Origin of the sequence: Bradyrhizobium sp. SRL28 (assembly GCF_018596315.1) — a bacterium.
In the GTDB taxonomy this organism is placed as follows: Bacteria; Pseudomonadota; Alphaproteobacteria; order Rhizobiales; family Xanthobacteraceae; genus Bradyrhizobium.
The window spans coordinates 161876-187048 of record NZ_JAHEAG010000010.1; the positions used below are offsets into that span (position 1 = coordinate 161876).

The following is a 25173-nucleotide window of genomic DNA, read 5'->3' on the forward strand; positions in this document are numbered from 1 at the left end:
CTACCACTTGCCAGAACTTCATCCGCGAGCGCTTAAGGGGTGGAAAGCGCACTCGCATCCCGCAGTTCTACGGGCGCTTCGTCTTCCAGGAATGTGCGGAGGTACCAAGAAAGGGAAGCCAACTCTCGCTACCTCCGCTTCTGTTGCGATGCAGCATTAGCCATACCGTCATGATCGATATATAGTATTACGGCATCGCGCAGGGGGAGACGAACAAAGGCTGGGGGGCGGGGTTTAACATTGGGGGACAGGCTGAGGACTGCCCAATGCGTCGTATCACCGTCGTGATTGCGGATCGGCATCCCGTCGTTTTGCACGGCTTGAGCAGCGTGCTTGGGGCCCATTCCGATTTCCACATTGTTGCATCTTGCAGCGGTGGTTCGGGCTACGTCGAAGCAATTCGGAATCTGGCGCCGGACATAGCCATTCTCGACGGCTCGATGCCTGGCGTGACCGGGCCGGAGATCCTCTCCATCGTAAATGCCGAGAATTCTTCCACGCGGGTCGTCTTTTTCATCTCATCTGAAGTGGAACGTGAGCTGGTCATGTCAGCCGCGGTCGACGGTTACAGCTTCATCTCAAAGGACGTAGCGCCCGAAATTCTCGTGCAGTCCTTGCGCCAGATTGCGAAAGGCCGGCGGCTGTTGCCGCTGCCCACAGTCGATCAGGCCGTATTGCGGGAGCAAAGTACGATCACGGAGAACGCACTGGCTGTGCTGACAGACCGGGAGCGCCAGATCATGCGGTTGGTGTCCGAAGGTCTGTCGAACAAGGAAATTGGCCGACGCCTGAACATTACCGACGGCACCATCAAGGTGCATCTTCATCACATCTTTCAGAAACTTGAAATCAGCAACCGAACGGTACTCGCGGCCATTGCGATCTCGCAGGATGACGGCGCGGGTCTCGCCCCGGAACATGAATCGTTTCGGTCTCGCCGTGGTTTAGCAACGAATGAAGAGCGAGATTGAATCACCCTCGATCACAAGCAGTCTGATCTGCGCTTATTGGCCAGGACGGGGGCACGCCGCGCGGCTGGTTCGGCAGGAAAGCCTGTTGGCAAGACCCACTCAAGTCCGTGAGTTGATATCTCTGATTTGGACGACGACGCGTGCGCCGTGACATCAAAGAAAAGCGCAAAGAGAAGCAACGTGTGTCATGCAGCAGCATTCAGGCGGAGACGAGGGAATAGCTCGTGCTTCTACCGCCGCCTTCGTCCTTGGCGAGGATGCCCTGGTCAACGAGATCCCGAATGTCGCGCAAGGCCGTATCGGGCGAGCACTTCTCGATTGTTGCCCATTTGCTCGAGGTAAGTTTTCCATCGAAGCCGTCCAGCAGACGATTGAGCATATCGCGCTGCCGGTCACTGAACCTGGCCGTGGCATGCCGCTTCCAGAATTCCGTCTTTTCGAGCACAGCTGCGAGAATAGTATTAGCTCCGCCGAAGGCGCGGTCGAGACAGTCTAAGAACCACTCAAGCCACGACGTGACGTTGAGGTCGCCCTTCTGGGTACTCTCCAGCATGTCGTAGTAGGTTTTCCGCTCCGCACGTATTTGGGCGGACATGCTGTAGAAGCGTTGCGGGCTTCCTTCAGAACGGGCAAGCGACATGTCGGCGATGGCGCGCGCAATCCGTCCATTGCCATCCTCGAAGGGGTGGATGGTCACGAACCAAAGATGCGCGATCGCGGCCTTGATGATCGGATCGATGTTTTCTTCCGTGTTGTACCAATTGAGAAACGCGGTCATTTCGCCGTCAAGCTTGTCCGCCGTCGGTGCCTCGTAATGCACGCGTTCGCGTCCGTAATCGCCGGAGACGATCTGCATCGGTCCTGCCGACGCGTCGCGCCAGGCTCCCACAGTGATCTTCTTCATGTTGCTGCGGCCCGTCGGGAAGAGCGATGCATGCCAGCCGAAAAGTCTCTCTGCCGTAAGCTCGGCTTTGAATTTCTGAGTGGCGTCGAGCATCATCTCGACAATGCCTTCGACATTGCGATCTGCCGACGGCAAAGCGCCCGCGTCCGTGCCAAGGCGACGCGCGAGCGATGAGCGCACCGCGTTCTTGTCGAGCTTTTCTCCCTCGATGTCGCTGGACTTGAGGACTTCTTCGGTCAGGGTGGTCAGGACAGCTTCTTCCTGCTGGGAGAAACCTAGTCCCTGCATCCGGCCAAGAAGCTGCCCCTGCCGCAGCCGAACCGCGGCAAGCTGCTTTGCCAGGGTGTTCGAATCCCAGGAAAAGTGAGGCCAATCAGGTAGTTGGTGGATATAATTCATCATTTACCGCAGTTTCTGCGGAGAATATACCAGCTATTCTCCGCATCCGCAAGGCTATTTTCCGCAAATTATGCGGAGAATAGAGCGGCCATTCCCTGCATCGGCCCAAATCCCAGCATCGGACGATGGATTGAGCCCGGGTTAGCGAGAGCGGTCCGCTCTTCAGTTCGCCCGGAGGGACGTTCTACGACCCAACTCGGCCACGTAACCCAAAGTCCTTGGGAGGATCGTTCGTTGCTTTCGATGAAAGGACCGTCGGTTCGGGCGAGTGGAGCGGGGCCATTCGTTCGCACGCAATCATAATCGCTTCGTCGAATGAGTATAACCCGGCGCGCTTTCGTGCAGTCTGATCCCACGAACGCGCGAACGAGGTTCTTCGATTTCGCTTACCTACCGGCGCGCCGTCTTGTGCGCAGCGCAATCGATCTCACCTCGACGCGTTTGCAACGCGGGTTTTGTTGCGGATCACGATCTTTGTTTTCGATTGAATGTGCTCCGTTCTCGCCGTCTTTCATCGCGCCGTTCACGCCGCGCTATGAAGGGCAGGGAATGTTTCTGATAAAGATATCTCCGGCGTGCTCCTCGGGCATGCAGCGCCGGCCTCACAAACTCCCGCCGTTGATCATGACCGACATCTCCCGTCATGGCATGCTGGATGCGAAGATTGCGATTCATAAGTGTGCTGGCCGTGATGGCGGCGCTCCTGGTTGCTTCCCTGGTTTCGGGGCGGGAAACTCCCACTCCCGATGCCTCTCGCAAATGAATAACATCCCTGCGTTTGCACGACGGCTAACCCGTTTCAAAGCGGTAGCTTTTCCCATTTATCTGCGGCTAATGTGCCGCCAAACGGGAGAGAAGCAGCATGAATGAGGGGACCCCCCTGCGGCCGGCGCGGAATATCGAACTCGGCGCCAGCGGTGAAGAATTCCAGAATCTTCATGAATTCATCCGAAAAGCCCGCTCCCGGCTGAACCAGAACGCATGGGACTATATCGTCGGCGCCTCCGAGACGGAGACCACCATGCGCCGCAACCGCATGGCGCTCGACGAGATTGCATTCCGGCCGCGGGTGCTGCGCAATGTCGCTGAGGTCGACGCCTCGACCGAGGTATTCGGTCGTCGCTTGCGGTTGCCTGTCATGATTGCGCCGGTCGGCGCGCTCGAGATTTTCGATCCCGATTCAGGCGCGGCGGTCGCGCGGGGAGCCGGTCAGTTCGGCGCGGCTCACATGTTGAGTTCGGTGTCCGAACCGGGGCTTGAGGCCACCGCCAAGGCCGCACCCGACGCGTTGCGCATTTACCAGCTCTATGTCCGAGGCGACGATGCCTTTGTCGAAGACGTTGTCAGCCGCAGCATCGACAACGGTTATGCCGCATTCTGCCTGACCGTCGATACGGCGCATTATAGCCGGCGCGAGCGCGATATAGCCAAGCGGTATGTCCGAGAAAGCCGCATCCGGGCCACCGGCGGCGACTTCCAGAAGGGGCTGGAATGGCGCACCGTAAAGCTGATCAAGGACAAGTATGATATTCCGCTGGTGATCAAGGGTATTGCGACCGCGGAAGACGCCGCCATCGCGCTCGATCATGGCGTGGATTGGATCTATGTGTCGAACCACGGCGGCCGCCAGCTCGACCATGGACGCGGTGCGATGCACGTCCTGCCGGAAATCGTCGACGCCGTTGCCGGCCGCGCCAGGATCATGGTCGACGGTTCGTTCTGCCGTGGCACCGACATCGTGAAGGCGATCGCCTCCGGCGCTGATCTGGTTGGCATCGGCCGCCTGCAATGCTGGGCACTCGCAGCCGCGGGTGAAGCCGGCATCGTGCGGATGCTGGAGCTGCTGGAAGATGAGGTGATCCGCTGCCTCGGGCTGCTCGGCGTCACCAGCCTTGCCGAACTCGACAAGTCCTACCTGCATGCGGCGACCGCGACGAATCTGCCGAGCGTGTTCAGCGCCTTTCCACTGCTGGATATCGAACCCTATCGCTATTGAGAAGGGCGGCCGCGCGGGGTTCTTTCGCCTGAAACCAGCCCCGTCGTTTCCGGAGTTGGTCGCTCGTCAGGGAACCTGGCGGGCAACCCCGCATTATCAGGTGCGCCGAGGACGGCGCCGCCAAACCCGAGTCTGATCTCCCATGGTCAAGTAGCCGCAGGCGAATGGCAGAAAATCCTTTCGCTCAATTCAGCCTTGAGAAGGCAATCGACCTTCGCTGGACGTTGCGGGATATTCAGGCTCGCCGGCTGAAAATGTCGCCGGTCAGCGACGAAGATTTGAGGACATTGACGGGCCTCGGCCTGGTCGACGTGCGCGACGAAGGGCTCGTGCTGACGCCGGCTGGAATCGCCGTGCTGAACAGGGAGTGATCAGCGCGCCTTCAGGAAGCTCTCGCCGGAGTCGCAGGGCGTGCAGCGGTAGGTCAAGACGTCATAATGCTGGTCGCGCGGCTCGATCATGGCCAGGCGCATCTGTGCGCCGCATTTCATGCAGGGCATTTCTATGCTGGTTTGAAACCGTGTGCAGGTTGGCGTCGGCCGAAACGTTTGTAGCATCGTATCCCCATGTCCCAAGAGACTTAAAACCAGAGACGCAACGCCACCGACAATCGACCCTTAACCCGAATCACTATGCCACACTGTTGCCACCATTGGAATCGGCTGCTGCACCCGTATGGCTACGGACCGCGAGGGAAGGAAATCATTCCTTGGGATTGCGCCAGCCCGGATGCCGGCGGCCAAAGTCCATGCCCGCAAGTCGGTCCATTCCGACGCAGACGCAGCCGGGAATTGTGCTAACCTGCCATAGTCGACATTGGAGAAGCGACCATGACTGAACCGAAACTCGAAGTCCCGGCCGAGCTGCGCGATCTGGCCGAGAAAACCATCGATCAGGCAGAAAAGGCGTTCGGCATGTTCTTCGATGCCGCCGGAAAATCCATGACGTCGATGCCCGGCGCGGGTACGGAAATTTCCAGGCAGGCGCTATCGTTCACCGAACAGAATATGAAGGCTGCGTTCGAGCATGCCCGCAAACTGGTTCATGCGACCGACCTTCAGGAAGCGATGCGGATCCAGTCCGAATTCCTGCGCAGCCAGTTCACCAACGCCGGGGAACATATGCGTCAGATCACCGGCGGCGTCATTTCGGCCGCTAAAGATTCGACGAAAGGCAAGTTCTGAGCCGGCGTACTAGCGGCGGCGCGCGATCGCGACACCGAACAGAAAGGCGACGAACAGGCTGGCCAGCGGCGCTTCGCGGGTAATTGCGCTGATGGTGGAGAGCGGCATCCCCGGTTGCCGTGCCGCCGAGATCGCGTCGCTGAGACGACCGACCGCGGCCTGCAGCCCGGCGGACACTTCCGTGAGCGTGCGTGACACATCGGTCGCGGTATCGATGGCGCGTTCCGCCATGCCGGGCTGCGATGGCTCTGTGGGTTCGATTTTCACGGTCTGCAACTCACTCGGTCGCTCGGCATTTGCCGGGCAACGGCTGATGTCCTTACAATACGAAATCAGGACATTTGTTCCCGCAAGCTATCGCCTTCGATAAGGAACCTTGGTGCTCGTCGGGATTTAATCTCGTCAGAGGAAATCAACGCGGGTTTTCATATGGCGAAGGTTTTGACGGAAGATCGTCTGAGTCGGTCTGGTGGCGCGCCTCTGAAGGTTGCGATTGCAGTCGCAGTTCTCGGCGTGCTCGGCATGCTGATCGTCGATCATGGGCCATGGAACAAGCCGAAGATGCAGCCGGCCTTCATGACGAGTTACAGCTCCACCGGTGAAGCTGCCCGGGCCGCCGGCGCCAAGGTCATGCCGACCGAACCGAAGCTGCAGGTGGAGCCTGAGCCACCTGTGCCAAAGCCCGTTCATCCGGTGAACCCGGCGCCGCAGTAACGCGCGCCGTTTGACACGTCGGGCAAATCACCGGCATAACGGCATCATCGCGCAACTTCGCCAGCTTCCGAACGAATGCGTCAGCGCACGCTGACGAATGCGCCCCAGCACGCAGCCAACCCTGCAGCCACCAGCACGAGCAGCGGATTGTCGCAGAACGGGCTGCCATATTGGCACATCGCGACACCCAGCGAGCCGATCTCGTGACGGCTCGCTGCATAGAACAAGCCCGACAGAATCGTGAGCACGGCAGCAACGAAAAACATCCGACAGCCTCCTTGCGCTCGGTTGGGCCGCAGGTTGCGCCGTCCATGGCCCAACGATTTCGTTTCGATGTTGCTGTGCTGAATCTGGTTTGCTTTGGCCACTTGACGCGTCGGGCAAATCAGGGGCACATTGGCATCATCGCCGATATCATAGAGCCCGCGCCGGAAACGGCGGCGGGCTTTTCATTTCGCAGACAATCACCAGTCACAAGACAATCACCAGAGCGGTTTCAATTTGTCGAAACCGTTTCGTCGAATTTTCTGCAATTTGTTGACTGCTTGAAAACGGTTTGACATGTCGGGCAAATCACCGGCATAACGCCATCATCGCAAAAATTGCAAAAGCCCGCACGGAGAAATCCGTCGCGGGCTTTTTGTTTGGAATCCTCGAATCGGACGGCGGCCGCACATCGACGCCGCAACTCCCAACGCCCTCGCCCGGGCGTCGCGAGCGTGCCGTCGTCCGAGCCTTTCATCACACAATTGGTCGGCATGCGCGAACATGTCGGCCTGCGGCGCGGATCGTCACCGCCGCACGCGGTCCCCAACGGGACGCGGCGCGCAACAAGGACTGGAGCATTGGCCGGACGCTTACCATGCTCGAGCAATATAACGGCCTCGGTTACGCCGCGCGCGGGAGGCCGTCGCCTTACATCTGGTCCGGCACCGATCAGTATAGGTCCGGCAAGTATGTCCGCGACGGAGTCTACGATTCGAACGTCGTCGACAGCCAGCCTGGTTGCGCCGGCCTGCTGATGGCGATGATGGCGCTCGATCCCACCATCACGTTCACGGGTGCGACGATCACGCCGGCGATTTCGGTCACGACGAGTCCGGCCGAAAAGCGCGCCGCGCCATCCATCGCCAATCCGGCGAAAGGCTCCATCGGTGCGTTCATTGCCAACATCTTCAACGCCGTTTTCAGGAGGAACGCATGATCACCACATGGAACAAGATCAAGGCATGGTTCAAGGATTCCGTGACGATCCTCTGGGCACGTATCCAGTACGTCGTCGGCATCGTCGGAGCTGGGCTCATCGGGGCGTTCTCGGGATACGACTTCACGCAGCTGTCGAGCATGGACGCCAGGTCAGCGTTCAAGATGCTGGCCTTTGCTGCGCTGGCTGGCGTGATTACCGAAGTTTGCCGTCGCCGGACGCTCTGACATGAAGATCGCTTTCGTCCTGCTGACATGGGCGGCCGTGCTGGCCGGCGCATGGGTGATCTGGATGGCGAGCCAGCTCCACCAGGTCCGTCCCGGTGTGTTTGGTGCCGAAGGGCTGGCGGTCGTGTTCGCGGTGTGGATGACGCTGGAGGCGCGCAAATGTGGATGACCATCATCAGTTTCATCGGCGGTCCCGTAATCAAGGGCCTGATCGACGGTTACAAGGCCAAGCTGGCGGCCGGCAATACGTCGGAAAAGATCGCGAGCGAAACGGCGTCTGCGGAGATCGCGGCGCAGGTCTCCGAAACCAACGCCATCATGCAGTATCGCATCGCCGAGATCGGACACTGGTATGAGCCGGACAAGCTGATGGGATATTTCGTGACGATCTATTTCGGCAAGCTGCTGATCTGGGACAAAGTTCTCGGCCTTGGCACAACCGATCCGCTCGCGGGCTTTGCGGCGATCACCTCGAATCTCGTGGTGTCGTTCTATTTCGCCAAGCGGGGTTTCGAGAACGTGGCGCGGATCATCAAGCGATGACCGGGGAGCAGGCTGCGGATGTCAGGGCCATCGTCGTCGAGACCTTGGCCGAACAGCAGAGGATTCGTCATGACGATATCGATGCAGTGGTTCTCAAAGCCGTCGCGACGACACTGACCTCGTTCGGAATCGACGAGGAAGACCGTAAAGAGTTGCGCGCGGATTTTCAGCATCTGCGACGCTGGCGCCGAAGCGTCGAGCAGGCACAGAGCTACACCTTCAAGGCGGTCATCACGGTGATCGTAACCGGGTTCGTCGGGGCCGTGTGGCTCGGTATCAAGGCGACGCTCGGAAAATGATCTGCGGACGTGCCGAAATACTAACGATGAGCACGAACTCAGGTGCAACGATGTATCGGATTCGCGAGGTTGACGGGAGTGACGATGACATTGCGGACTCGCTCGCAGAACTTCATCAGTTGACATTCCTTGACGCCGCTCCCGTTCCCAAATTCGATCAAGGGCACTGGTGGCTTGCCTTTCGCGGAACAGAGCCGGTCGCCTTCGCCGGTATCATTCCGTCCACGCATGTTTTTAACGCCGGCTATTTTTGCCGTGTTGGTGTGCTGGGCAAGCATTACGGACACCGGCTTCAGTTGCGCCTGATGCGAGCCATGGAGGCGCGTGCGCGTCTGAACGGGTGGTGTTCGATCATCTCCGACACCACAGATAATATGCACTCAGCCAACAACTTTATTCGCGCAGGCTATCGCCTCTTCAGCCCCAGGACCCCTTGGGCCTGGCCGAATACGCTTTATTGGCGCAAGGACGTAAAGTAGCTGCTCGTCCGTTGCGTACCTCAAATTGCTTAACTCGCCCGGTGGCCTTGTGGCCGCCGGGCCTTTTTGCGTTTTTGGGGCCGGCGCCCTGTAGTGGAGTAGCCATGCTTCCCTTGCGCCTTGATCATTGGCGGTCAGCCGGTAGACTGGCAAAGCTCGGGCGGCGCAAAGCAACGGAGCAGGCGAGGAAACCTATGGCTGGAGACGGCGGAAAGCCGGATGCAGGTTCGTCCGCGGGGCCGGGCGCGGACAGCTATGTCGCCATGGTTGCTCGTGCCAAGGCTCTGATTCCAGAATTGCGCGATCGTGCTTCAAAGACGGAAGAGCTTCGGCGCCTGCCGCCGGAGACCGAGCGCGATTTGCATGACGCTGGTTTGTTCCGAATTGTGCAACCCAAACGCGTTGGAGGTGCCGAGCTTGACTATGTCGCTCTGGTCGATTGCGCCGACGCGCTGGGGCAGGCGGACGCTTCCGTGGCGTGGAATTTCGCCAATCTTGCCAGCCATCACTGGATGCTGGGCATGTTTGATCGGCAGGCGCAGGACGCCGTCTGGGGCAGGAATGCCGATGCGTTGATCGCGTCGTCCTTCATCTTTCCAGCCGGCCGCGCCCAAAAGGTCGATGGCGGATACGTCCTGCGTGGTCATTGGCCGTTCTCCTCGGGCGTCGAGTCTTGCGACTGGAACATGCTTGCCGGTGTGGTGTCTTCCGACGATGAGGCTGATGGTATCGAATATCGGATATTCCTGCTCAACAAGAGCGGCTACAAGATCAACGACACGTGGAACGCGACGGGGCTCAGCGGTACGGGGTCGAACGACGTATGGGCCGAGGGTGCCTTTGTTGCGGAGAACATGACCGTCGCGGTCAGTGATCTGACCGGTGGCCCGACGCCAGGAAGCGCCGTCAATCCAAATGCGCTGTACGGGTTGCCGGTGTTCTCGCTGTTTCCCTACGTTTTGTCGGGTGTCGGTTTGGGCAATGCGCAGGCCTGCCTGAATGACTATGTCGGGTTCGCGCGGTATCGGGCCTCGACCTACAATCGTGCCAAGCTCAGCGACCTGCAGACAACGCAAATCAAGATCGCGGAGGCATCCGCCAAGATCGACGCGGCCCGTCTCGTCATGCGCACGAACTGCATCGATGCGATGGCTGACGCGAGGCGGGGCTACATTCCCGACCTTGCAGGCAAGACGAGGCTGCGGCGGGACGGAGCATTCGCGGTGAACCTCTGCACCGAGGCGGTCTCGTTGTTGTTCGCGGCAAGCGGTGCGCGTAGCCTGTTCACGTCAGGCGCGCTGCAGCGGCAATTCCGCGACGCTCACGCGGTGAATTCTCACCTCGCATTCAATTTCGATGCGGCGGGAACCAATTATGGACGTGTGGCGCTTGGCCTGCCGTCCGAAAACCTGACGCTCTGAGGCTTGGCGGATGTCTGACGCACCCAAACATCCAGCCGATCCGGCCAACGAGTTTGCCAGTGACAACTCGGCGATCGATCCCCGGGACTTTCGCAATGCACTTGGCACCTTCGCCACAGGCGTCACCATCGTCACGGCGATGGCGGCGGATGGAAGGCCGTATGGCGTGACCTGCAATTCCTTTGCCTCGGTGTCGCTCAATCCGCCGCTGGTATTGTGGAGTCTGGGGATGTTTTCTCAGGGACTCACGATCTTCCAGAATGCCAGTCATTTCACGGTCAATGTTCTCGGAGCTTCCCAAGAAGCACTGGCGTCTCAGTTTGCAAAATCGTCGGACGACAAGTTCGCGGGCGTGAGCTGGACGCCGGGGCTTGGCAACGCGCCGGTGCTGACCGACAGCGTCGCCAATTTCCAGTGTCGCGCGGCCAATCGGTATTATGGCGGAGACCACATCATCTTCCTGGGCGCCGTCGAAGCCTACACCTATAATCGGCAGGAACCGCTGCTGTTTGCGCGGGGCAGCTTCGGCCGGTTTATTGCCGCGGATGGCAAGAAGTCCTCGTGAGCTGGTCGCCGAAGCTAGCTGGATCCCTCGCGGTCCTGCGGTAGACCCTAATTCTTTGCCATCTCTGCGCGATACCAGTCGCCGATCTCGCTGGCTGTCATCAGTGCGACGCCGTTGTGACCGAGGACGTAGTCGAGCAGCGCCTCCAGATACTTGATGCGATGCGGCACACCCGTGATGTAGGGGTGAATCGATATTGCCATGATCCGCGCGTTCGATGCGCCTTCGAGATATAGCCGGTCGAACTGATCGGTGCAGCGTTTCAGGAACTGCTCGGAAGGCAGATGCTGCAGGGCGTGGATGACGATATCATTAGTTTCGACCGAATAGGGGATTGTGGTTATGACGCCGTGAGGCGTGGCGATGTCCTGCGGCAGATCGTCGATCACCCAGTCCGCGACATACTCGATGCCGTTGAGGCGAAGCAGATCAAGGGTTTCCTCGGTCTCCGTGAGGCCGGGGCTTTCCCATGACCGTGGCGGCTTCGCTGCAAATTTCGAAATTGTCTCGACCGAGCGCTTAATGGCATCCGCCTGGTTCTCGACCTTGTGCATCGGCCCCTGCACGAAACCGTGCCCCATGAATTCGAATCCCGCTTCCAGCGCCGCTGACGCGACACGCGGATAGGAATTGCAGACATTGGCATTGATTGCCAGGGTCACCGGCATTTTGCGGTCGGTCAGTGCCTTGAACTGACGCCAGAAGCCGGCGCGCATTCCGTATTCATGCCATGACCAGTTCGGCACGTCCGGCAGTAGCGGCTGCCCCATTGGCGGGCTCAGCACCGTGCGAGGCATGGCGTTCTCGATCCGCCATTCCTCGACATTGAGGATGACCCATACCGCAAGCTTCTTGCCGCCGGGAAGCGTCAGCTTCGGTCGGTCGACTTGTGCTTGATAGGGGATGCGATCGCTCAGCGCCACGGCAAGCTTTCCTGGTGTAGATGGACTATTCGGCGGCCTTGGAGGAGCTGGACGCGCTGGCATTGACGCGCGGCATGACCTTTTCGGCCATCAGAATCATTGACTGGCGTCCGAGTTCGCGATCTTTCCAATCCTTGCCGGCATAGAGCAGTGTGCCAAAAGGCCCGGTCTCCTCCTGAAAAGCCAGCAGTTGGTCGGCCACGCTCTCCGGCGTGCCATGAATGATCAGCTTGTCGCAGATCGACTCCAGCGTCACCTCATCGTCGGGCTGATCGCGGCGCGTTTTGAACAATTCGATACGACCGCCGCGCTTCAGCTTGGTGAACAGCGAGCGATAGTAATAAACATAGGGTCCATTCGGATCGGTGGCGTAGGCTTTCGCCGTTGCTGCGTCCTTGGCGACGAACACGCTCTTGGCGACGCGCCAATTCGCCGGGTCCGCGGGACGGCCGGCGCGTTCGCATCCCTCTACATATTTGGGCCAATGGCTTTTCACCCAGGCCGGCATCAGGAAGTTTGCCGAGATTGGCTCCCAGCCGCGCGCGGCGGCTTCCGTCACACCCTTTGAGAACGGCGCCACCGCCGTGACCACGATCGGCGGGTGCGGCCGTTGCAGTGGGCGCGGAATGAAGCCCTGGCCGATGTCCTCGATCAGGGTCTTCTGAACCGATATGTTCCAGAATTGGCCCTGAAGATTATAGGGCGGCTCGCTTGCCCAGATCTGAAGCACCTGATTGATCGCCTCCAGGAACATGGCATTCCTGTCCACCTCGAGGTTGCCGAATACTTCGGCGTCCGACAGCAGGCCACCGGGGCTGATGCCGAAGATCAGGCGTCCGTCGAGCATATGATCAAGCATCGCGATCGAGGCTGCAATCGCCGCCGGATGAGCGTTGGGCATGTTGACGGTGCCGGTGCCAAGCTTGATCTGCCTGGTTGCGGCTGCGAGCCACGCGATGAAAGCTATGCAAGAAGTAATATTCTCGGCCTTGTCGGTGACATGCTCGCCGACATAGGCTTCGGTGAAGCCGAGTTCGTCGGCCAGCAGGAAAGCCTCGCGGTCCTCCTTGAGCGAAAGCCGCCAATCCTTGTCGACAGGATGAATCGGCATCGTAAAAAACCCAAGCTTCATGGTCTGCTCTTCCCCAAAGGCAGGCTTTTGTTTGGCACAGAACGTGCGTCGTTCGTCGCTCGAAAACAAGTTCAAAGTCGAAATAATCATTCTATAACAAACTTGACCTTTGGCGGTCTCAGCCGTCTAATCCCGCGAAAATGCCGATAGTATTGGCCGGGGAGGTCACACCAAACATGAAGGCCTCGGCTTTCGCTTACGCCCGCGCGACCAGCGTCGCAGATGCGCTGGAGTTGCTGACCGCGCATGGCGAAAGGGCCAAGGTGTTGTCGGGCGGCCAAAGCCTGCTGCCGGCGATGAATTTGCGCCTGATCGCGCCCGAACTCATTATCGATATCGGCGCGTTAACCGAGTTGCGTGGAGTTGTGGTGAAGGAAGGCGTCCTCACCATCGGTGCGCTGACGTGCCACGCCGATCTCCTGAAATCTCCGGAAATAGCAGCCCACGCTCCCTTGCTGACGGATGCGGTTGCCCATGTTGCCCATCCGGCAATCCGCAACCGTGGCACCATCGGGGGAAGCCTTGCGCACGCAGACCCAGCTTCTGAACTGCCGGCCTGCATGCTTACGCTTGGCGCTACCATCATTGCTCGCGGGCCAGGCGGCGAGCGGCGGATTGCCGCTAGCGGGTTCTTCGCCGGGATCTACGAAACCGCGCTTGCGCCGCAAGAGTTGCTGGTCGCCGTTGAGTTGCCGGTGCCCCCTAAAAATTCGACGCATTTCTTTCATGAGTTCGCCCGTCGACAGGGCGACTACGCGATCGTCGGTCTCGCAGCGCAGGCCTTCGTCAGGGATGGGCGGTTTACCGATCTTCGCCTTGGTTTCTTTGCCGTCGGGGATCGCCCGTTGCTAGCCAGGTCTGCCGGCAAACTGGTCGATGTCGCCATCACGCCCGCCGTGTTGGCCGAGGCGGCTTCTGCATTGAATGACGAACTCGATCCGCTGGAGGATCATCAGGCGACACCCGCAATGCGCCGGCATCTGGCGAAGATCTTGTTGGCGCGTTGCGTTTCTTCGCTGCTTGCCCGCCCTGAACTCCGCGCGGGAGCATCAGCGTGACGGCTGCGGTTGAGATTTCGCTGAATGTTAATGGTGAGCGTGTTGAAGCGAATGTGCTGCCGCGCCTGAACTTAGCGGACTTTCTTCGCGAGCATCTTGAGCTGACCGGCACGCATGTCGGTTGCGAACACGGGGTGTGCGGTGCGTGCACGGTCCGCGTCAATGGCGATATCGTCCGTTCCTGCTTGATGCTTGCAGTACAGACGCACAATGCGACGGTTGAGACGATCGAGGGGGTCTCCGACAGCGGCGAGATTGCCGATTTGCAGTCTGCATTCCGGGAACGCAACGCACTGCAATGCGGCTTCTGTACGCCGGGAATGCTGATGGCGGCACAGGATCTGCTGAAGCAATCGCCGTGTCCGGATCGAGAACAGATTCGCGAGCATCTTTCCGGCAATTATTGCCGCTGCACAGGCTACCAGGCAATCGTCGACGCCATCGAGACCACAGCGCGTGCGCGCGCCGGACGCTTGACATGACAACGGCACGGGAAAATTCTGAAACGCTTTCTGCGCTGGACCGTCCGAACTCCTATATCGGCAAGACAGTGCCGCGGCCGAACCTCGACCGGCTGATGCAGGGGCGGGGGCTCTATGTCAGCGACATCGAGCTGCCGCGCATGGCGCATGTCGTGTTCCTGCGCTCGCCGCATGCCCACGCGAAGATCAATGGCATCGACGCTTCGACGGCCAAGCAGATGCCGGGAGTGATCGCCGTTGTCTCAGGCAGCGAACTCTCGACCGTCATTACGCCGTGGGTCGGCGTACTCTCGCATTTGAAAGGCCTCAAATCCGCTCCGCAAAGCGCTATCGCGGTTGACCGCGTGTGCTGGCAAGGCGAAGCGGTCGCGGCCGTGGTGGCGAGCAGTCGCGCTCAGGCGGAGGATGCTGCGGAGCTTGTCTCGGTCGAGTATGAGGAGCTCGATGCCGTAACGGACATGCGCACCGCGCTCGATCCAGCAACAGCAGTGATCCATGCCTCGCTCGGCGACAACCTGGCTTTTGAGCGCAATCACGACGCGGGCGCCGTCGATCAGGCCTTCGCTGAATCCGACGAGGTGGTGGAGGCAGAGTTCGTTTTCGGACGGCATACCGGCGTGACGCTGGAACCGCGCGCGGTGGTAGCAGACTGGAACGCCGCGGAAGCGAGACTGACCATCTATCAAGGCACGCAGGCGCCGCATATGGTGCAAAACATTGCGGCGCTCCATCTCGGTTTGAAGGAATCGCAGGTCCGCGTGGTCTGCAAGGACGTCGGCGGTTCTTTCGGCATCAAGGTCCACATCTATGCCGACGAGATGGCGACTTACGCGCTGTCGAAGCTGCTGCGGCGGCCGATCAAATTCGTCGCCGACCGGGTCGAGAGCTTCAACACCGACATTCATGCCCGCGACCATCGGTGCAAGGGAAAGATCGGCGTCACGCGCGATGGCACTATCACGGCATTCGAGATCGACGATCTTACGGGCATCGGACCCTATTCGATGTATCCGCGCACCAGCGCGATCGAGGCCAATCAGGTCGTCAATCTCGTCGGTGGTCCCTATCTGACCAGGAATTATCGTGCCCGGGCCCGCGTCGTGTTCCAGAACAAGAACGTGATGTGCCAGTACCGCGCCGTTGGCCACCCGATCGCCTGCTCGGTGACGGAAGGCCTGGTCGATCTGGCGGCCATGAAGATCGGCATGGACCCGATCGAAATCCGTCGCCGTAATCTGATTGCCGACGACGCGTATCCGTGTGCCTCGCCGTCCGGCTTGCGCTTCGAGCAATTGTCGCACCATGCATCGCTCGCCAAGCTCATCAAAATGATGGGCTACGACGCGTTGCGCGCCGAGCAGACCGCCCTGCGAGCGAAGGGCATCCATCGTGGGATCGGCATCGCCAGCTTCATCGAGGTTACCAATCCCAGTGCGGCGTTTTATGGCGTCGGCGGAGCGAAGATATCCTCGCAGGATGGGGTTGCGGTGCGGCTCGACGCGCAGGGGTCAGTGATCTGCCAAACAAGTATCACCGAACAGGGACAGGGATCGGAATCGCTCACCGCACAGATCGTCGGAAGCGTGCTCGGCGTCTCGATGGATCGCGTCCGCGTTATTCTGGGCGACACTGACATTACGCCGTATGGCGGAGGCACCTGGGCCTCGCGCGGCGCTGGTATCGGTGGTGAGGCCGCGCTTCAAGCTACCAAAGTACTGCGCAAGAATATTCTCGACGTGGCAGCCGCCGTGCTGCAATCGACGCCAGGGGATCTCGACATTGTCAACAATGGTGTCGTGAATGCCGCCGATGGTACGCCGCGGATCGATTTGAGCGAGCTCGCGCGTATTGTCTATTTTCGTCCCGATACGCTGCCGCCCGGCATTCAGGCCGAGTTTATGGCTACCAGGCACTTTGTCCCGCGCGAATATCCCTTCGCCTTCACCAATGGCGTTCAGGCCTCCTGGCTGGAGGTCGATACCGATACCGGCTTTGTGAAGCTGCTGAAACATTGGGTTGTCGAGGATTGCGGCACCATCATCAATCCACAGTTGGTCGATGAGCAAATCAGAGGAGGCGTGGTGCAGGGCCTTGGCGCCGCGCTGTTCGAGAAATGCGTGTATGACGAACGCGGCCAGCTCACCAATGCCAACATGGCCGACTATCTGGTGCCGATGTCCGGGGAAATGCCTGATATCGATGTCGGGCATGTGGTTTCACCGACCCTGGAATCGGAACTGGGTGCGAAAGGCGCAGGGGAGGCAGGTACGGCAGGTGCGGCGGCAGCCGTAACCAACGCGGTCAACGATGCGCTCCGGCCGTTTGGGGCAATAATCACGGAAATTCCGCTGACGCCTCAGGTCATCCTGACTGCCTTGGGGCGGATATAGACCACGGCAATAAGATCGACCGGACAGAACGAGAAGCCATTTGGATCAAGCCTAACGCACCACGCAAACCGAATCCAATGAAGTCCTTTATGACGTGGCTGACCATATCGCGGTCATCACGCTGAACGCGCCGGAGCGCATGAACACGATTTCCGGGCCCATGCTGAATGATCTGACGCGGCTTCTTATCGAAGCAAACGAGGATCGCGACGTTCGCTGCGTCATCCTCACTGGCAACGGGCGCGCATTTTGCGCCGGCCTGGATTTGCGGAAAGAGCGCAGCGGCGATGGCCTCAGTGCGGCTTCGTCAGCAACTTCGCTGGACCTGCACAGCACGCCGCCGACCGTTCTGCAGGCCATGGACAAGCCGACAATTTGCGCCGTGAACGGCGGCGCCGTGGGATACGGCGCTCGGCTGCGACATTCGCATCATGGCTGAATTGGCAAAGCTGGCAGCCGCCTTCGTCAAGCGCGGCGTGGTGCCGGAATCAGGCGGTACCTGGTTTTTGCCCCGCATGATCGGCTGGGCCAAGGCATCCGAGCTGATTTTCATCGGCCGCACGCTCTCGGCGCGGGAAGCGCTCGACTGGGGTCTTGTCAACGAGGTCGTGCCGGATGCCGCCCTGATGGGCCGGGCTCGCGAGATGGCACGTGAGATTGCGGCCAACGCGCCGCTGGCGGTACAGGCCGCCAAGCGCATGATGCGGATGGGACTCAACAGACGTTCCCCGATCATGTGCATCACGTCTATCTGCAGCTCTTGCCGCTGTTCAAGACGCAGGACATGCAGGAAGGCATCAAGGCGTTCATGGAGAAGCGGGAACCGGGGTTCGAAGGGCGTTGATTGCCGTTCGCACTATTCGGCTGCCGCACTCGCGATCGCGCCTGCCTGCCGGTTGGTGACGACTACCTTGATCGCATCTTCGACGCGCTCGCGGGCATAGCGCAACGCGGTCGGCAGGTCGGCCAGCGGAAATGTGTGAGTATGGATCTTCGTGGCATCGAAGCGCTTCTCCGCCATCAGCGCCATGGCGCGCCGGGTGGCGCTGCGGCCTTCGCCACGAATTCCGTAGGCATATATATTGTTTTTCACGAGATGCGCGAGATCCATCGTGACTGGGTCGTGCGGAAACGCGGCGAGACAGATTTTCCCGCCGCGATTGGTCATGTGAATAGCCTGATTGATCGTTGCTTCGGTGCCGGCGCACTCGACCACATAGTCCGCGCCGATACCGCCGGTGAGTTGCTTGACGACCTTAACCGCGTCCTCGTCGTTAATATTGACGACGCGGTCGGCGCCGAGCTCCCGGCCGATCGCCAGCCTTCCGTTGCGTGTCCCGGTCAGGATGACCGGGCTGGCGCCGAGCGCCTTAGCAACGGCCACCGCGAGTAGTCCGATCGGCCCCGGGCCGATCACCACGACGCTCTCGCCGGCTACCAACCCTCCCAACTCCGTCAATCCATACATCGAGGTCCCCGCGGTGACGACCAGCGTCGCCTCGGCGTCGCTCATCGTGTCGGGCACCCGCGCCAGCGTGTTGATATGATTGATCGCGTATTCGGCAAAGCCGCCGTCGGTCGTGAAGCCGTTGGCGCGATGGCCCTTCTCGGGCTTCCCGTAGTTCAGACATGACGTATACATGCCCTGGCGGCAGCGCTTGCATTGACCGCAGCCGGCGTGGATCTCCACGCTAATCCGCTCCCCGATCTTGAATTCGTTGACGTCGGGCCCGAGCGCGGCGACCGTGCCCATATACTCGTGGCCCGGCGTGAAATTCTTATTGAAGGGCAGGCCACCTTCAATGCTGGCCGGTGACCCCGAATGAATGATTTCGAGGTCGGTTGCACAGATCGCGACCGCATCGATCCGGATCAGGACTTCGGCGCGTGAAGGGATGGGCACAGGTTTTTCAAGCAGCAACAGCTGGTCCGGGTCGCCGAGCACCCAGGCCTTCATCCGGTCGGGAATGGGAAGCGCGGGCGATGTCGTCACGCCTGAGGGTTGGTACATGGGCGTATCCTCTCGCGCCGGATGCTACCGGAAATCGCCGGCCGACAAAATTGCTGAATACGGGTGGCGTTTGCCGGGGACATTTGCTGCATAGCAAAACGCCTTGTCGCAAAAGCTTCATACGCGGCCTATACTTGCACACCGGTTGGTGATGAGATCGTCAATTGCCGCCCTAAACCGGAGTGACCCATGAAGACCGCCCGTTTTGTACTTGCCTTGCTCGCGCTGTCGCTGATCGCGCCCTGGCAGTCCGCCAAAGCGGCCGACGTCATCTGCTACAATTGCCCGCCGGAATGGGCGGACTGGGCCTCGATGCTGAAAGCGATCAAGGCCGATCTCAACTACGATATCCCGCACGACAACAAGAATTCCGGCCAGGCGCTGGCTCAGATCCTCGCTGAAAAAAACAATCCTGTCGGCGATATCGGTTATTTCGGCGTGACCTTCGGCATGAAAGCCAAAGCGCAGGATGCGCTCGAGCCTTACAAGCCGGCGAAATGGGACCAGGTCCCTGCCGGCCTGAAGGATGCCGACGGCTACTGGACCACTATTCATTCCGGCACACTGGGCCTGTTTGTGAACAAGGACGCGCTCGGCGGCAAGCCGGTGCCGGCCTGCTGGAAGGACCTCCTGAAGCCCGACTACAAGGGCATGGTCGGCTATCTCGATCCGTCGTCGGCTGCGGTCGGATATGTCGGCGCGGTCGCCATCAATCTGGCGCTCGGCGGCTCCGAAACAAACTTCGATCCCGCGATTAATTTCTTCAAGGACCTGCGGAAGAATGATCCGATCGTTCCCAAGCAAACGTCCTACGCCCGCGTTGTCTCCGGCGAGATGCCGATCCTGTTCGACTATGATTTCAACGCCTATCGCGCGAAATATTCGGAAAAGGGCAATTTTGAATTCGTGATCCCCTGCGAGGGATCGGTGGTGTTTCCCTACGTCGTCGGCCTCGTCAAGAACGCGCCCGACAAGGACAAGGCCAAGAAGGTGCTGGATTATCTTTTGTCCGACAAGGGACAGGCGATCTGGACCAATGCCTACCTCCGCCCGGCGCGGCCAATCGAGCTGCCCGAGGCTGTGAAGAAGAAATTCCTGCCTGACAGCGATTATGCGCGCGCGAAGAACGTCGACTGGGGACAGATGGAAAACGTGCAAAAAGGCTTTGTCGACCGCTATCTCGCCGAGGTCCGCTGAGGCAATATGGCGCCACTCGTCGGGGCGCTTTCTTCTGATGTCACATAAGTCCTTTGTCTGGCTTTGCCTGCTGCCGCTAGCGGTACTGACGGTGGCATTCTTTCTGCTGCCGATGGCGCGGCTGGTCGTGACCGGCGCGGAAGGCCCGCAGGGGCTCGCGGGATATCTCGCGATCCTGACCGAGCCGCGTTACCGCGCGACCCTCATCAATACGGTCCTGCTCGCCGCCGCGACCACCGTCGTGACCCTTATCGTGGCGACGATCGCCGGAATGTTCCTGCAACGGCATCGTTTCCCGGGTCGCGCCGTCCTGATCGCGATGCTGACCTTTCCGCTGGCGTTTCCCGGCGTGGTGGTCGGCTTCATGATCATTCTCCTCGCCGGGCGACAGGGCCTGATCGGCGATTTCTCCAACCGCCTGTTCGGCGAGAAGCTGGTCTTTGCCTATTCGATCTACGGCCTGTTTCTCGGCTATCTGTACTTCTCCATTCCGCGCGTCATTCTCACCATCATGGCCGCAGTGCAGAAGCTTGATGTCGGCCTGGAAGAAGCCGCGCGTTCGCTTGGCGCGGGCCCGTGGGCGGTACAGCGCGACGTCGTGCTGCCGGCGCTGGCGCCGGCCTTCGTCGCCTCCGGTGCGATTGCCTTTGCGACCGCGATGGGTGCATTCGGTACGGCGTTTACGTTGGCGACGAACATCGATGTACTGCCGATGCTGATCTATACCGAATTTACGCTGGCTGCGAATTTCTCGATTTCGGCCGCGCTGTCGGTCGGGCTTGGCATCATCACCTGGTTCATTCTTGCGCTTGCTCGCTCCTTCAGCGGAAGCGCCGTCGCTGCGGCTGGATGAGACCATGCGCGATCGCCTGATCTTCGCCGGCCAGTTCATCTTCACCCTGCTCGTGGCCGGATTCCTGGTGGTGCCCGCGATCCTGTCGATCTCCGCCGGCGTCACGGTGAACTACTTTCGCGGCATCCAGTCCGGCGTGACCCTGCAATGGGTCGTGCAGGTTTGGGAGCTCTATGCCGGCACCATCCTGCTGTCATTCGTAGTCGCATTTGCGACGCTTGCGGTAACGCTCACTGTGGGCGTTCCTGCCGCCTATGCCTTGCATGTGCGGGGAGGGCGCCTGTCGCGGATCGTCGAGGAGATCATCACCCTGCCGTTGGCGATCCCCGGCCTGGCCATCGCGCTGGCACTGCTCTTGACCTACGGGGGATTCGGCGATTTTCGCCGCTCGTGGTTATTCATTCTCGTAGGCCATGTCGTCTTCACCATGCCCTTCATGGTGCGATCAGTCATGGCCGTGTTCGCGACCGTCGACATCAAGACGCTGGACGAAGGCGCGGCGTCGCTCGGTGCATCGCCGTGGCGGCGCTTCCGCGACGTGATCGTGCCCAACGCTCTGCCGGGTATCTTGGCGGGCAGCCTGATGGTGGTGACGCTGTCGCTCGGTGAATTCAACCTGACCTGGATGCTCCACACGCCGTTGACCAAGACGCTGCCGATTGGCCTTGCCGACAGCTATGCCTCGATGCGGCTCGAAGTGGCATCGGCTTACACGCTGATCTTCTTCGTGATGATCATTCCGCTGCTGGTTGCCATGCAATTGTTTGCCGAGAAGGAGCAGAAGAGATGAGTGCGCAGGCCGGACACGGCGCCTCGGTGCGTATCGAGGCCTGCGGCAAGACCTTTGCCGACGGAACGCGCGCGCTCGAACCTGCAACGCTTGACATCGCCCGTGGTGAAACGCTGGTACTGCTCGGGCCCTCCGGATGCGGCAAGACCACCATGCTGCGTATCATCGCGGGGCTCGAAGTGCCCGATGCCGGCGGCAGGGTGCTATTCGACGGCATGGACATGACGGCGGTGCCGATCGAGCGGCGCAATGTCGGCATGGTGTTCCAGTCCTATGCGCTCTTCCCAAACATGACCGTGTCGGACAATATCGGTTATGGCCTGAAGATCCGTGGGGTGCCGAGCAAAGAGCGCGCCGAACGCGTCGCCGAACTGGTGGCGCTGACCAATATCTTCGGGCTTGAAAACCGCCGCATCGACCAGCTTTCCGGCGGGCAGCGTCAGCGCGTCGCGCTGGCGCGCGCGGTTGCGATCCGGCCGGGCATCCTGTTGCTCGACGAGCCGCTAACGGCGCTTGACGCCGCGTTGCGCGACCGGCTGCGCGGCGAACTGAACCGCCTGCTGCGCGCGCTGGGCATCACCACGATCTACGTGACCCACGATCAGTCCGAGGCCATGGAGCTTGGCGATCGTGTCGTCGTCATGCAGAAGGGAGCGATTGCTCAGATCGGCACACCGCGCGAGATCTACTTCACGCCGCGAAGTCGCTTTGTTGCCGAATTCATTGGCGCTGCGAATATTGTCGAAGCGGCCATTGAGGACGGTCATCTCGTGTTACCAGGCGGACGGCAGCCAATTCATTGCGATGTGGACATGCCGGCGGCGGTTGCGATGATCCGCCCGGAAACCATCCGCGTAACGAAAGCTGGAAATGCGTCGCTTTCCGGCATTATCGACAGCGTCAGCTTCATTGGCGACCGGCAACGGTTGGTCATCAGTGGCGCATCCAATAGATTGCTCACCGTCGACGCGCCGAATACGGTTCAAGTCAAGCCCGGCGAACGGATCGGATTGTCGATTTCGCCGGACGCCGTTCGTCTGCTGCCGCCTGACAACTGAGAAAGCCAATGTCGCCAAAGCCGGTTCATATTGCCCAGATTTCCGATCTCCATATCAAGCCGCCGGGATCGCTCGCCTATGGCAGGGTCGATACCGCCAAGGCGCTTGAGCGCTGCATCACCGCACTGAATGAATTCGAGCCGGTGCCCGATTTCGTGGTGATCTGCGGCGATCTGGCGGACACGCCGACGGCTGAGGAGTATCAATATCTCAAGCGGCTGCTGGCACCGCTCAAGCTTCCGTTTGCCGGTATTCCCGGCAATCACGATTCACGCGAGTTGATGCGCGCCGCGTTTCCTTCCGCTTCGTATGCTTTCGTATCCGGGCCGCTCAACCAGAAGATCGAGGTCGCCGGGCTCGATCTGCTGTTGCTGGATTCAAGCGTGCATCGAAAGCCGCATGGCGAACTCGACGGGCCCACGCTGCAATGGCTTGATGCTACTCTGGCTTCGTCGATCGACCGGCCGGCGCTGCTGTTTCTGCACCATCCGCCGTTCAAGGCGGGCATTTGGCACATGGATCGCCAGAATCTCCTTAACGCGGCCGATCTCGCGCCCATCGTGCGCCGTCATCCCCGCGTGCAGTTGATCGCAACGGGGCATGTCCATCGCGCGACACTGACCATGTTTGCGGGCGTGCCGACCACGATCTGCCCGGCCCCGAACCATGCGGTCGATCTCGATCTGGCCGAACTGCGCCAACCCTCCTTCAAGGTCGAACCGCCGGCTTTCCATCTTCATACGTGGTTTCCAGGCGAGGGATTCGGCACCGTCGTGACCCATCAAGTCCCCATAGGTACCTTCGACGGGCCGCATCCGTTTTTTGGACCGGACGGCAAGCTCCTTTAGTCACCGCTGGTCGGCATTCGCTGCCGGGGGCAGTCCATTTTCCGGACCGATTGCAAAGCGGTGAGTTCGAGCGCAATCTTTCCTCAAGAGAGGCGGCTGCGATTGCGCAAGGCCGCCCGGTCAGGGGGAAATGTATGCGTCTGGTCCATTTGCTGATTCCGGCCCTCGCGCTGTTCTCAAGCCACCAAGCGATTGGCCAGGGGAGTTATCCCGACCGGCCCATCAAGATGATCGTGCCGCTGGCCGCGGCAAGTGCGGTCGATGTCGCCGCACGGATCGTCACCCAGAAGATGGCTGACAATATGGGCCAGCAGATCGTGATCCTGAACCAGCCGGGCGCGTCAGGACTGATCGGGGCGGAGGCCGTCGCCCGTGCCGAACCGGACGGCTACACGATTGGCGGGTTCAACGACAGCATCATGACGATGGTGCCGAACCTGCAGTCCAAGATGCGATGGGACATCCTCAGGGATTTCGAGCCGGTGTCGCTGGTTGCGACGGTGGAGTGGGGGCTGGTTGCCAACAATCGGGCCAGCTTTAAGAGCGCAGCGGATCTGATCGCGGCCGCGAAGGCGACGCCCGGCAAGATCGATTATGGCTCGGGCGGGCCGGGAAGCCCGCAGCATCTGGCGATGGCGATGTTCGCGTCGGCGGCCGGCATATCGCTGACACATGTGCCCTATAAGGGCGCCACCCAAGCCGCAACCGACATTGCCGCCGGCCAGATTCCGATCGGTTTCCAGGGCCTGGGCACGGTCGCAACGCTCGTGCGCGGCGGTCAACTCAGGCTGATCGGGGTGACCACAGAGAAGAGATTGTCGCAATTCCCTGATGTGCCGACCGTCTCGGAATCCGGCCTGCCCGGCTTCTTCTTCAATTCCTGGTTTGCAATTCTGGCTCCTGCCGGCACCCCAAAGGACATCATTGCCCGTCTCAATGCCGAGGTGCTGAAGGCTGTCGGCGATCCCGATGTACGCCGCAAACTTGAAGAGCTGGGGTTCGCGGTGCGCGGCAGTTCGGCGGCGGAGTTGCGCGCCATGACGCGCGATCAGCTCGCCAAGTATGAGCGCGTGATCAGGGAAACGGGAATCGCCAAGGAATAGCCGCCGGCAGATGGCGTCACAGGCGGCTGGGCTGCTCCGCATTCCCTAGTTGCATGGCATGCTGTTTGAGGAAGCCATGGGCTGTCTGCAACGAATCATCGAATTCACTGCCAAACTCGAAGCCTTGCCCCTGCTTGGGGCGGCCAAGGAGGTGCGGGCCCGGCTCCATATTGGACTTCACATGCTTTGTCCGAATTCTTCGCTGAAATAACCCTGATCGCTTAGATTAGAATTGCCAGCAAGACCATTTGGTTTTGCTGGCTTTTTGCTGCAATATCCCGTCCGCCGGAACGGTCGTGCGATCCGGCCATGGTTCTGCCGCTACGGCATGGGCTGTTTCCAACCGCCAAATCGACGCGCCGCGGCGCTTTCCGGTTGAAATGCCGGCCTGCGTTGATTACGGAAGGGCTGCAATCCCGTGT

30 protein-coding genes and 1 pseudogene are annotated in these 25173 nt (G+C 60.3%); 24 read left to right on the forward strand and 7 right to left on the reverse strand.

What is annotated here, in order from left to right; genetic code table 11:
* Window positions 1-266: 266 nt before the first annotated feature.
* Window positions 267-971: a response regulator transcription factor gene (locus KIP88_RS21530; RefSeq protein ID WP_214489972.1), complete on the forward strand. Its 705-nt coding sequence runs from the start codon at window positions 267-269 to the stop codon at window positions 969-971.
* Window positions 972-1170: 199 nt separating this feature from the next.
* On the opposite strand, the gene KIP88_RS21535 is transcribed toward KIP88_RS21530, so the two are convergent.
* Window positions 1171-2274, reverse strand: a complete 1104-nt coding sequence (locus tag KIP88_RS21535; protein ID WP_214490057.1) for a Fic family protein — start codon at window positions 2272-2274, stop codon at window positions 1171-1173.
* Window positions 2275-3136: 862 nt separating this feature from the next.
* Here KIP88_RS21535 and KIP88_RS21540 point away from each other — a divergent pair.
* From KIP88_RS21540 to KIP88_RS21550, 3 genes are all read left to right on the forward strand, one after another.
* A complete protein-coding gene (locus KIP88_RS21540; protein ID WP_214489973.1) occupies window positions 3137-4270 on the forward strand; it encodes an alpha-hydroxy acid oxidase in 1134 nt (377 codons plus the stop codon).
* Between the two features lie 164 nt (window positions 4271-4434).
* Window positions 4435-4641 carry a hypothetical protein gene (locus tag KIP88_RS21545; RefSeq protein ID WP_214489974.1) on the forward strand — a complete coding sequence of 69 codons (207 nt, stop codon included), beginning with the start codon at window positions 4435-4437 and terminating at the stop codon, window positions 4639-4641.
* Window positions 4642-5100: 459 nt separating this feature from the next.
* Complete coding sequence (locus KIP88_RS21550) at window positions 5101-5454, forward strand: phasin (RefSeq protein ID WP_161856013.1); 354 nt, start codon at window positions 5101-5103, stop codon at window positions 5452-5454.
* Between the two features lie 9 nt (window positions 5455-5463).
* On the opposite strand, the gene KIP88_RS21555 is transcribed toward KIP88_RS21550, so the two are convergent.
* Window positions 5464-5685 carry a hypothetical protein gene (locus KIP88_RS21555; RefSeq protein WP_214490058.1) on the reverse strand — a complete coding sequence of 74 codons (222 nt, stop codon included), beginning with the start codon at window positions 5683-5685 and terminating at the stop codon, window positions 5464-5466.
* Window positions 5686-5883: 198 nt separating this feature from the next.
* On the opposite strand from KIP88_RS21555, the gene KIP88_RS21560 reads away from it, so the two are divergent.
* The gene (locus KIP88_RS21560) at window positions 5884-6168 is read left to right on the forward strand and encodes a hypothetical protein (protein ID WP_214489975.1); all 285 of its coding nucleotides are present in this window, start codon (window positions 5884-5886) and stop codon (window positions 6166-6168) included.
* Between the two features lie 80 nt (window positions 6169-6248).
* On the opposite strand, the gene KIP88_RS21565 is transcribed toward KIP88_RS21560, so the two are convergent.
* Window positions 6249-6434, reverse strand: coding sequence for a hypothetical protein (locus KIP88_RS21565; RefSeq protein ID WP_214489976.1), 186 nt, complete (start codon window positions 6432-6434; stop codon window positions 6249-6251).
* Window positions 6435-6479: 45 nt separating this feature from the next.
* On the opposite strand from KIP88_RS21565, the gene KIP88_RS21570 reads away from it, so the two are divergent.
* From KIP88_RS21570 to KIP88_RS21610, 9 genes are all read left to right on the forward strand, one after another.
* The gene (locus KIP88_RS21570) at window positions 6480-6728 is read left to right on the forward strand and encodes a hypothetical protein (protein ID WP_214489977.1); all 249 of its coding nucleotides are present in this window, start codon (window positions 6480-6482) and stop codon (window positions 6726-6728) included.
* 302 nt (window positions 6729-7030) lie between these two features.
* The gene (locus KIP88_RS46615) at window positions 7031-7372 is read left to right on the forward strand and encodes a hypothetical protein (RefSeq protein ID WP_249790924.1); all 342 of its coding nucleotides are present in this window, start codon (window positions 7031-7033) and stop codon (window positions 7370-7372) included.
* Window positions 7369-7599 (forward strand): hypothetical protein, encoded by a 231-nt coding sequence (locus tag KIP88_RS21580; protein ID WP_214489978.1) that lies wholly within the window; start codon window positions 7369-7371, stop codon window positions 7597-7599. The genes KIP88_RS46615 and KIP88_RS21580 overlap by 4 nt, the downstream gene beginning before the upstream one ends.
* A gap of 1 nt (window position 7600) precedes the next feature.
* Window positions 7601-7768, forward strand: coding sequence for a hypothetical protein (locus KIP88_RS21585; protein ID WP_214489979.1), 168 nt, complete (start codon window positions 7601-7603; stop codon window positions 7766-7768).
* Window positions 7759-8142 (forward strand): hypothetical protein, encoded by a 384-nt coding sequence (locus tag KIP88_RS21590; protein ID WP_214489980.1) that lies wholly within the window; start codon window positions 7759-7761, stop codon window positions 8140-8142. Before KIP88_RS21585 ends, KIP88_RS21590 begins: the two co-directional genes overlap by 10 nt.
* Entirely contained in the window at window positions 8139-8441 is a 303-nt protein-coding gene (locus tag KIP88_RS21595) for a hypothetical protein (RefSeq protein WP_025589467.1), read from the forward strand. The genes KIP88_RS21590 and KIP88_RS21595 overlap by 4 nt, the downstream gene beginning before the upstream one ends.
* Before the next feature lie 50 nt (window positions 8442-8491).
* Window positions 8492-8920, forward strand: coding sequence for a GNAT family N-acetyltransferase (locus KIP88_RS21600; RefSeq protein WP_214490059.1), 429 nt, complete (start codon window positions 8492-8494; stop codon window positions 8918-8920).
* 194 nt (window positions 8921-9114) lie between these two features.
* Window positions 9115-10341 (forward strand): acyl-CoA dehydrogenase family protein, encoded by a 1227-nt coding sequence (locus KIP88_RS21605; RefSeq protein WP_214489981.1) that lies wholly within the window; start codon window positions 9115-9117, stop codon window positions 10339-10341.
* A gap of 10 nt (window positions 10342-10351) precedes the next feature.
* Entirely contained in the window at window positions 10352-10906 is a 555-nt protein-coding gene (locus KIP88_RS21610) for a flavin reductase family protein (RefSeq protein ID WP_214489982.1), read from the forward strand.
* Between the two features lie 47 nt (window positions 10907-10953).
* On the opposite strand, the gene KIP88_RS21615 is transcribed toward KIP88_RS21610, so the two are convergent.
* Window positions 10954-11829, reverse strand: a complete 876-nt coding sequence (locus KIP88_RS21615) for a polysaccharide deacetylase family protein (protein WP_214489983.1) — start codon at window positions 11827-11829, stop codon at window positions 10954-10956.
* Between the two features lie 25 nt (window positions 11830-11854).
* Window positions 11855-12961, reverse strand: a complete 1107-nt coding sequence (locus KIP88_RS21620) for an LLM class flavin-dependent oxidoreductase (protein ID WP_214489984.1) — start codon at window positions 12959-12961, stop codon at window positions 11855-11857.
* Window positions 12962-13137: 176 nt separating this feature from the next.
* On the opposite strand from KIP88_RS21620, the gene KIP88_RS21625 reads away from it, so the two are divergent.
* From KIP88_RS21625 to KIP88_RS21640, 4 genes and pseudogenes are all read left to right on the forward strand, one after another.
* Window positions 13138-14019 carry a xanthine dehydrogenase family protein subunit M gene (locus KIP88_RS21625; protein WP_214489985.1) on the forward strand — a complete coding sequence of 294 codons (882 nt, stop codon included), beginning with the start codon at window positions 13138-13140 and terminating at the stop codon, window positions 14017-14019.
* Complete coding sequence (locus tag KIP88_RS21630) at window positions 14016-14501, forward strand: (2Fe-2S)-binding protein (RefSeq protein WP_214489986.1); 486 nt, start codon at window positions 14016-14018, stop codon at window positions 14499-14501. Before KIP88_RS21625 ends, KIP88_RS21630 begins: the two co-directional genes overlap by 4 nt.
* Window positions 14498-16891, forward strand: coding sequence for a xanthine dehydrogenase family protein molybdopterin-binding subunit (locus KIP88_RS21635; RefSeq protein WP_214489987.1), 2394 nt, complete (start codon window positions 14498-14500; stop codon window positions 16889-16891). The genes KIP88_RS21630 and KIP88_RS21635 overlap by 4 nt, the downstream gene beginning before the upstream one ends.
* A 94-nt stretch (window positions 16892-16985) precedes the next feature.
* Window positions 16986-17735, forward strand: a pseudogene (locus KIP88_RS21640) (enoyl-CoA hydratase/isomerase family protein).
* Window positions 17736-17747: 12 nt separating this feature from the next.
* Here the strand turns inward: KIP88_RS21640 and KIP88_RS21645 are convergent.
* Complete coding sequence (locus KIP88_RS21645) at window positions 17748-18902, reverse strand: zinc-binding dehydrogenase (RefSeq protein WP_214489988.1); 1155 nt, start codon at window positions 18900-18902, stop codon at window positions 17748-17750.
* A 189-nt stretch (window positions 18903-19091) separates the two neighbouring features.
* Here KIP88_RS21645 and KIP88_RS21650 point away from each other — a divergent pair, with 189 nt between their 5' ends.
* From KIP88_RS21650 to KIP88_RS21675, 6 genes are all read left to right on the forward strand, one after another.
* Window positions 19092-20099, forward strand: coding sequence for an ABC transporter substrate-binding protein (locus KIP88_RS21650; RefSeq protein WP_214489989.1), 1008 nt, complete (start codon window positions 19092-19094; stop codon window positions 20097-20099).
* Between the two features lie 37 nt (window positions 20100-20136).
* Complete coding sequence (locus KIP88_RS21655; RefSeq protein WP_214489990.1) at window positions 20137-20952, forward strand: ABC transporter permease; 816 nt, start codon at window positions 20137-20139, stop codon at window positions 20950-20952.
* Between the two features lie 4 nt (window positions 20953-20956).
* Window positions 20957-21742, forward strand: coding sequence for an ABC transporter permease (locus tag KIP88_RS21660; RefSeq protein ID WP_214489991.1), 786 nt, complete (start codon window positions 20957-20959; stop codon window positions 21740-21742).
* Entirely contained in the window at window positions 21739-22800 is a 1062-nt protein-coding gene (locus KIP88_RS21665) for an ABC transporter ATP-binding protein (RefSeq protein ID WP_214489992.1), read from the forward strand. The genes KIP88_RS21660 and KIP88_RS21665 overlap by 4 nt, the downstream gene beginning before the upstream one ends.
* An 8-nt stretch (window positions 22801-22808) precedes the next feature.
* Complete coding sequence (locus tag KIP88_RS21670) at window positions 22809-23648, forward strand: phosphodiesterase (protein WP_214489993.1); 840 nt, start codon at window positions 22809-22811, stop codon at window positions 23646-23648.
* Window positions 23649-23782: 134 nt separating this feature from the next.
* Window positions 23783-24751, forward strand: coding sequence for a tripartite tricarboxylate transporter substrate binding protein (locus KIP88_RS21675; protein WP_214489994.1), 969 nt, complete (start codon window positions 23783-23785; stop codon window positions 24749-24751).
* Window positions 24752-24767: 16 nt separating this feature from the next.
* On the opposite strand, the gene KIP88_RS21680 is transcribed toward KIP88_RS21675, so the two are convergent.
* Window positions 24768-24932, reverse strand: a complete 165-nt coding sequence (locus KIP88_RS21680; RefSeq protein ID WP_214489995.1) for a hypothetical protein — start codon at window positions 24930-24932, stop codon at window positions 24768-24770.
* Between the last annotated feature and the right edge of the window lie 241 nt (window positions 24933-25173).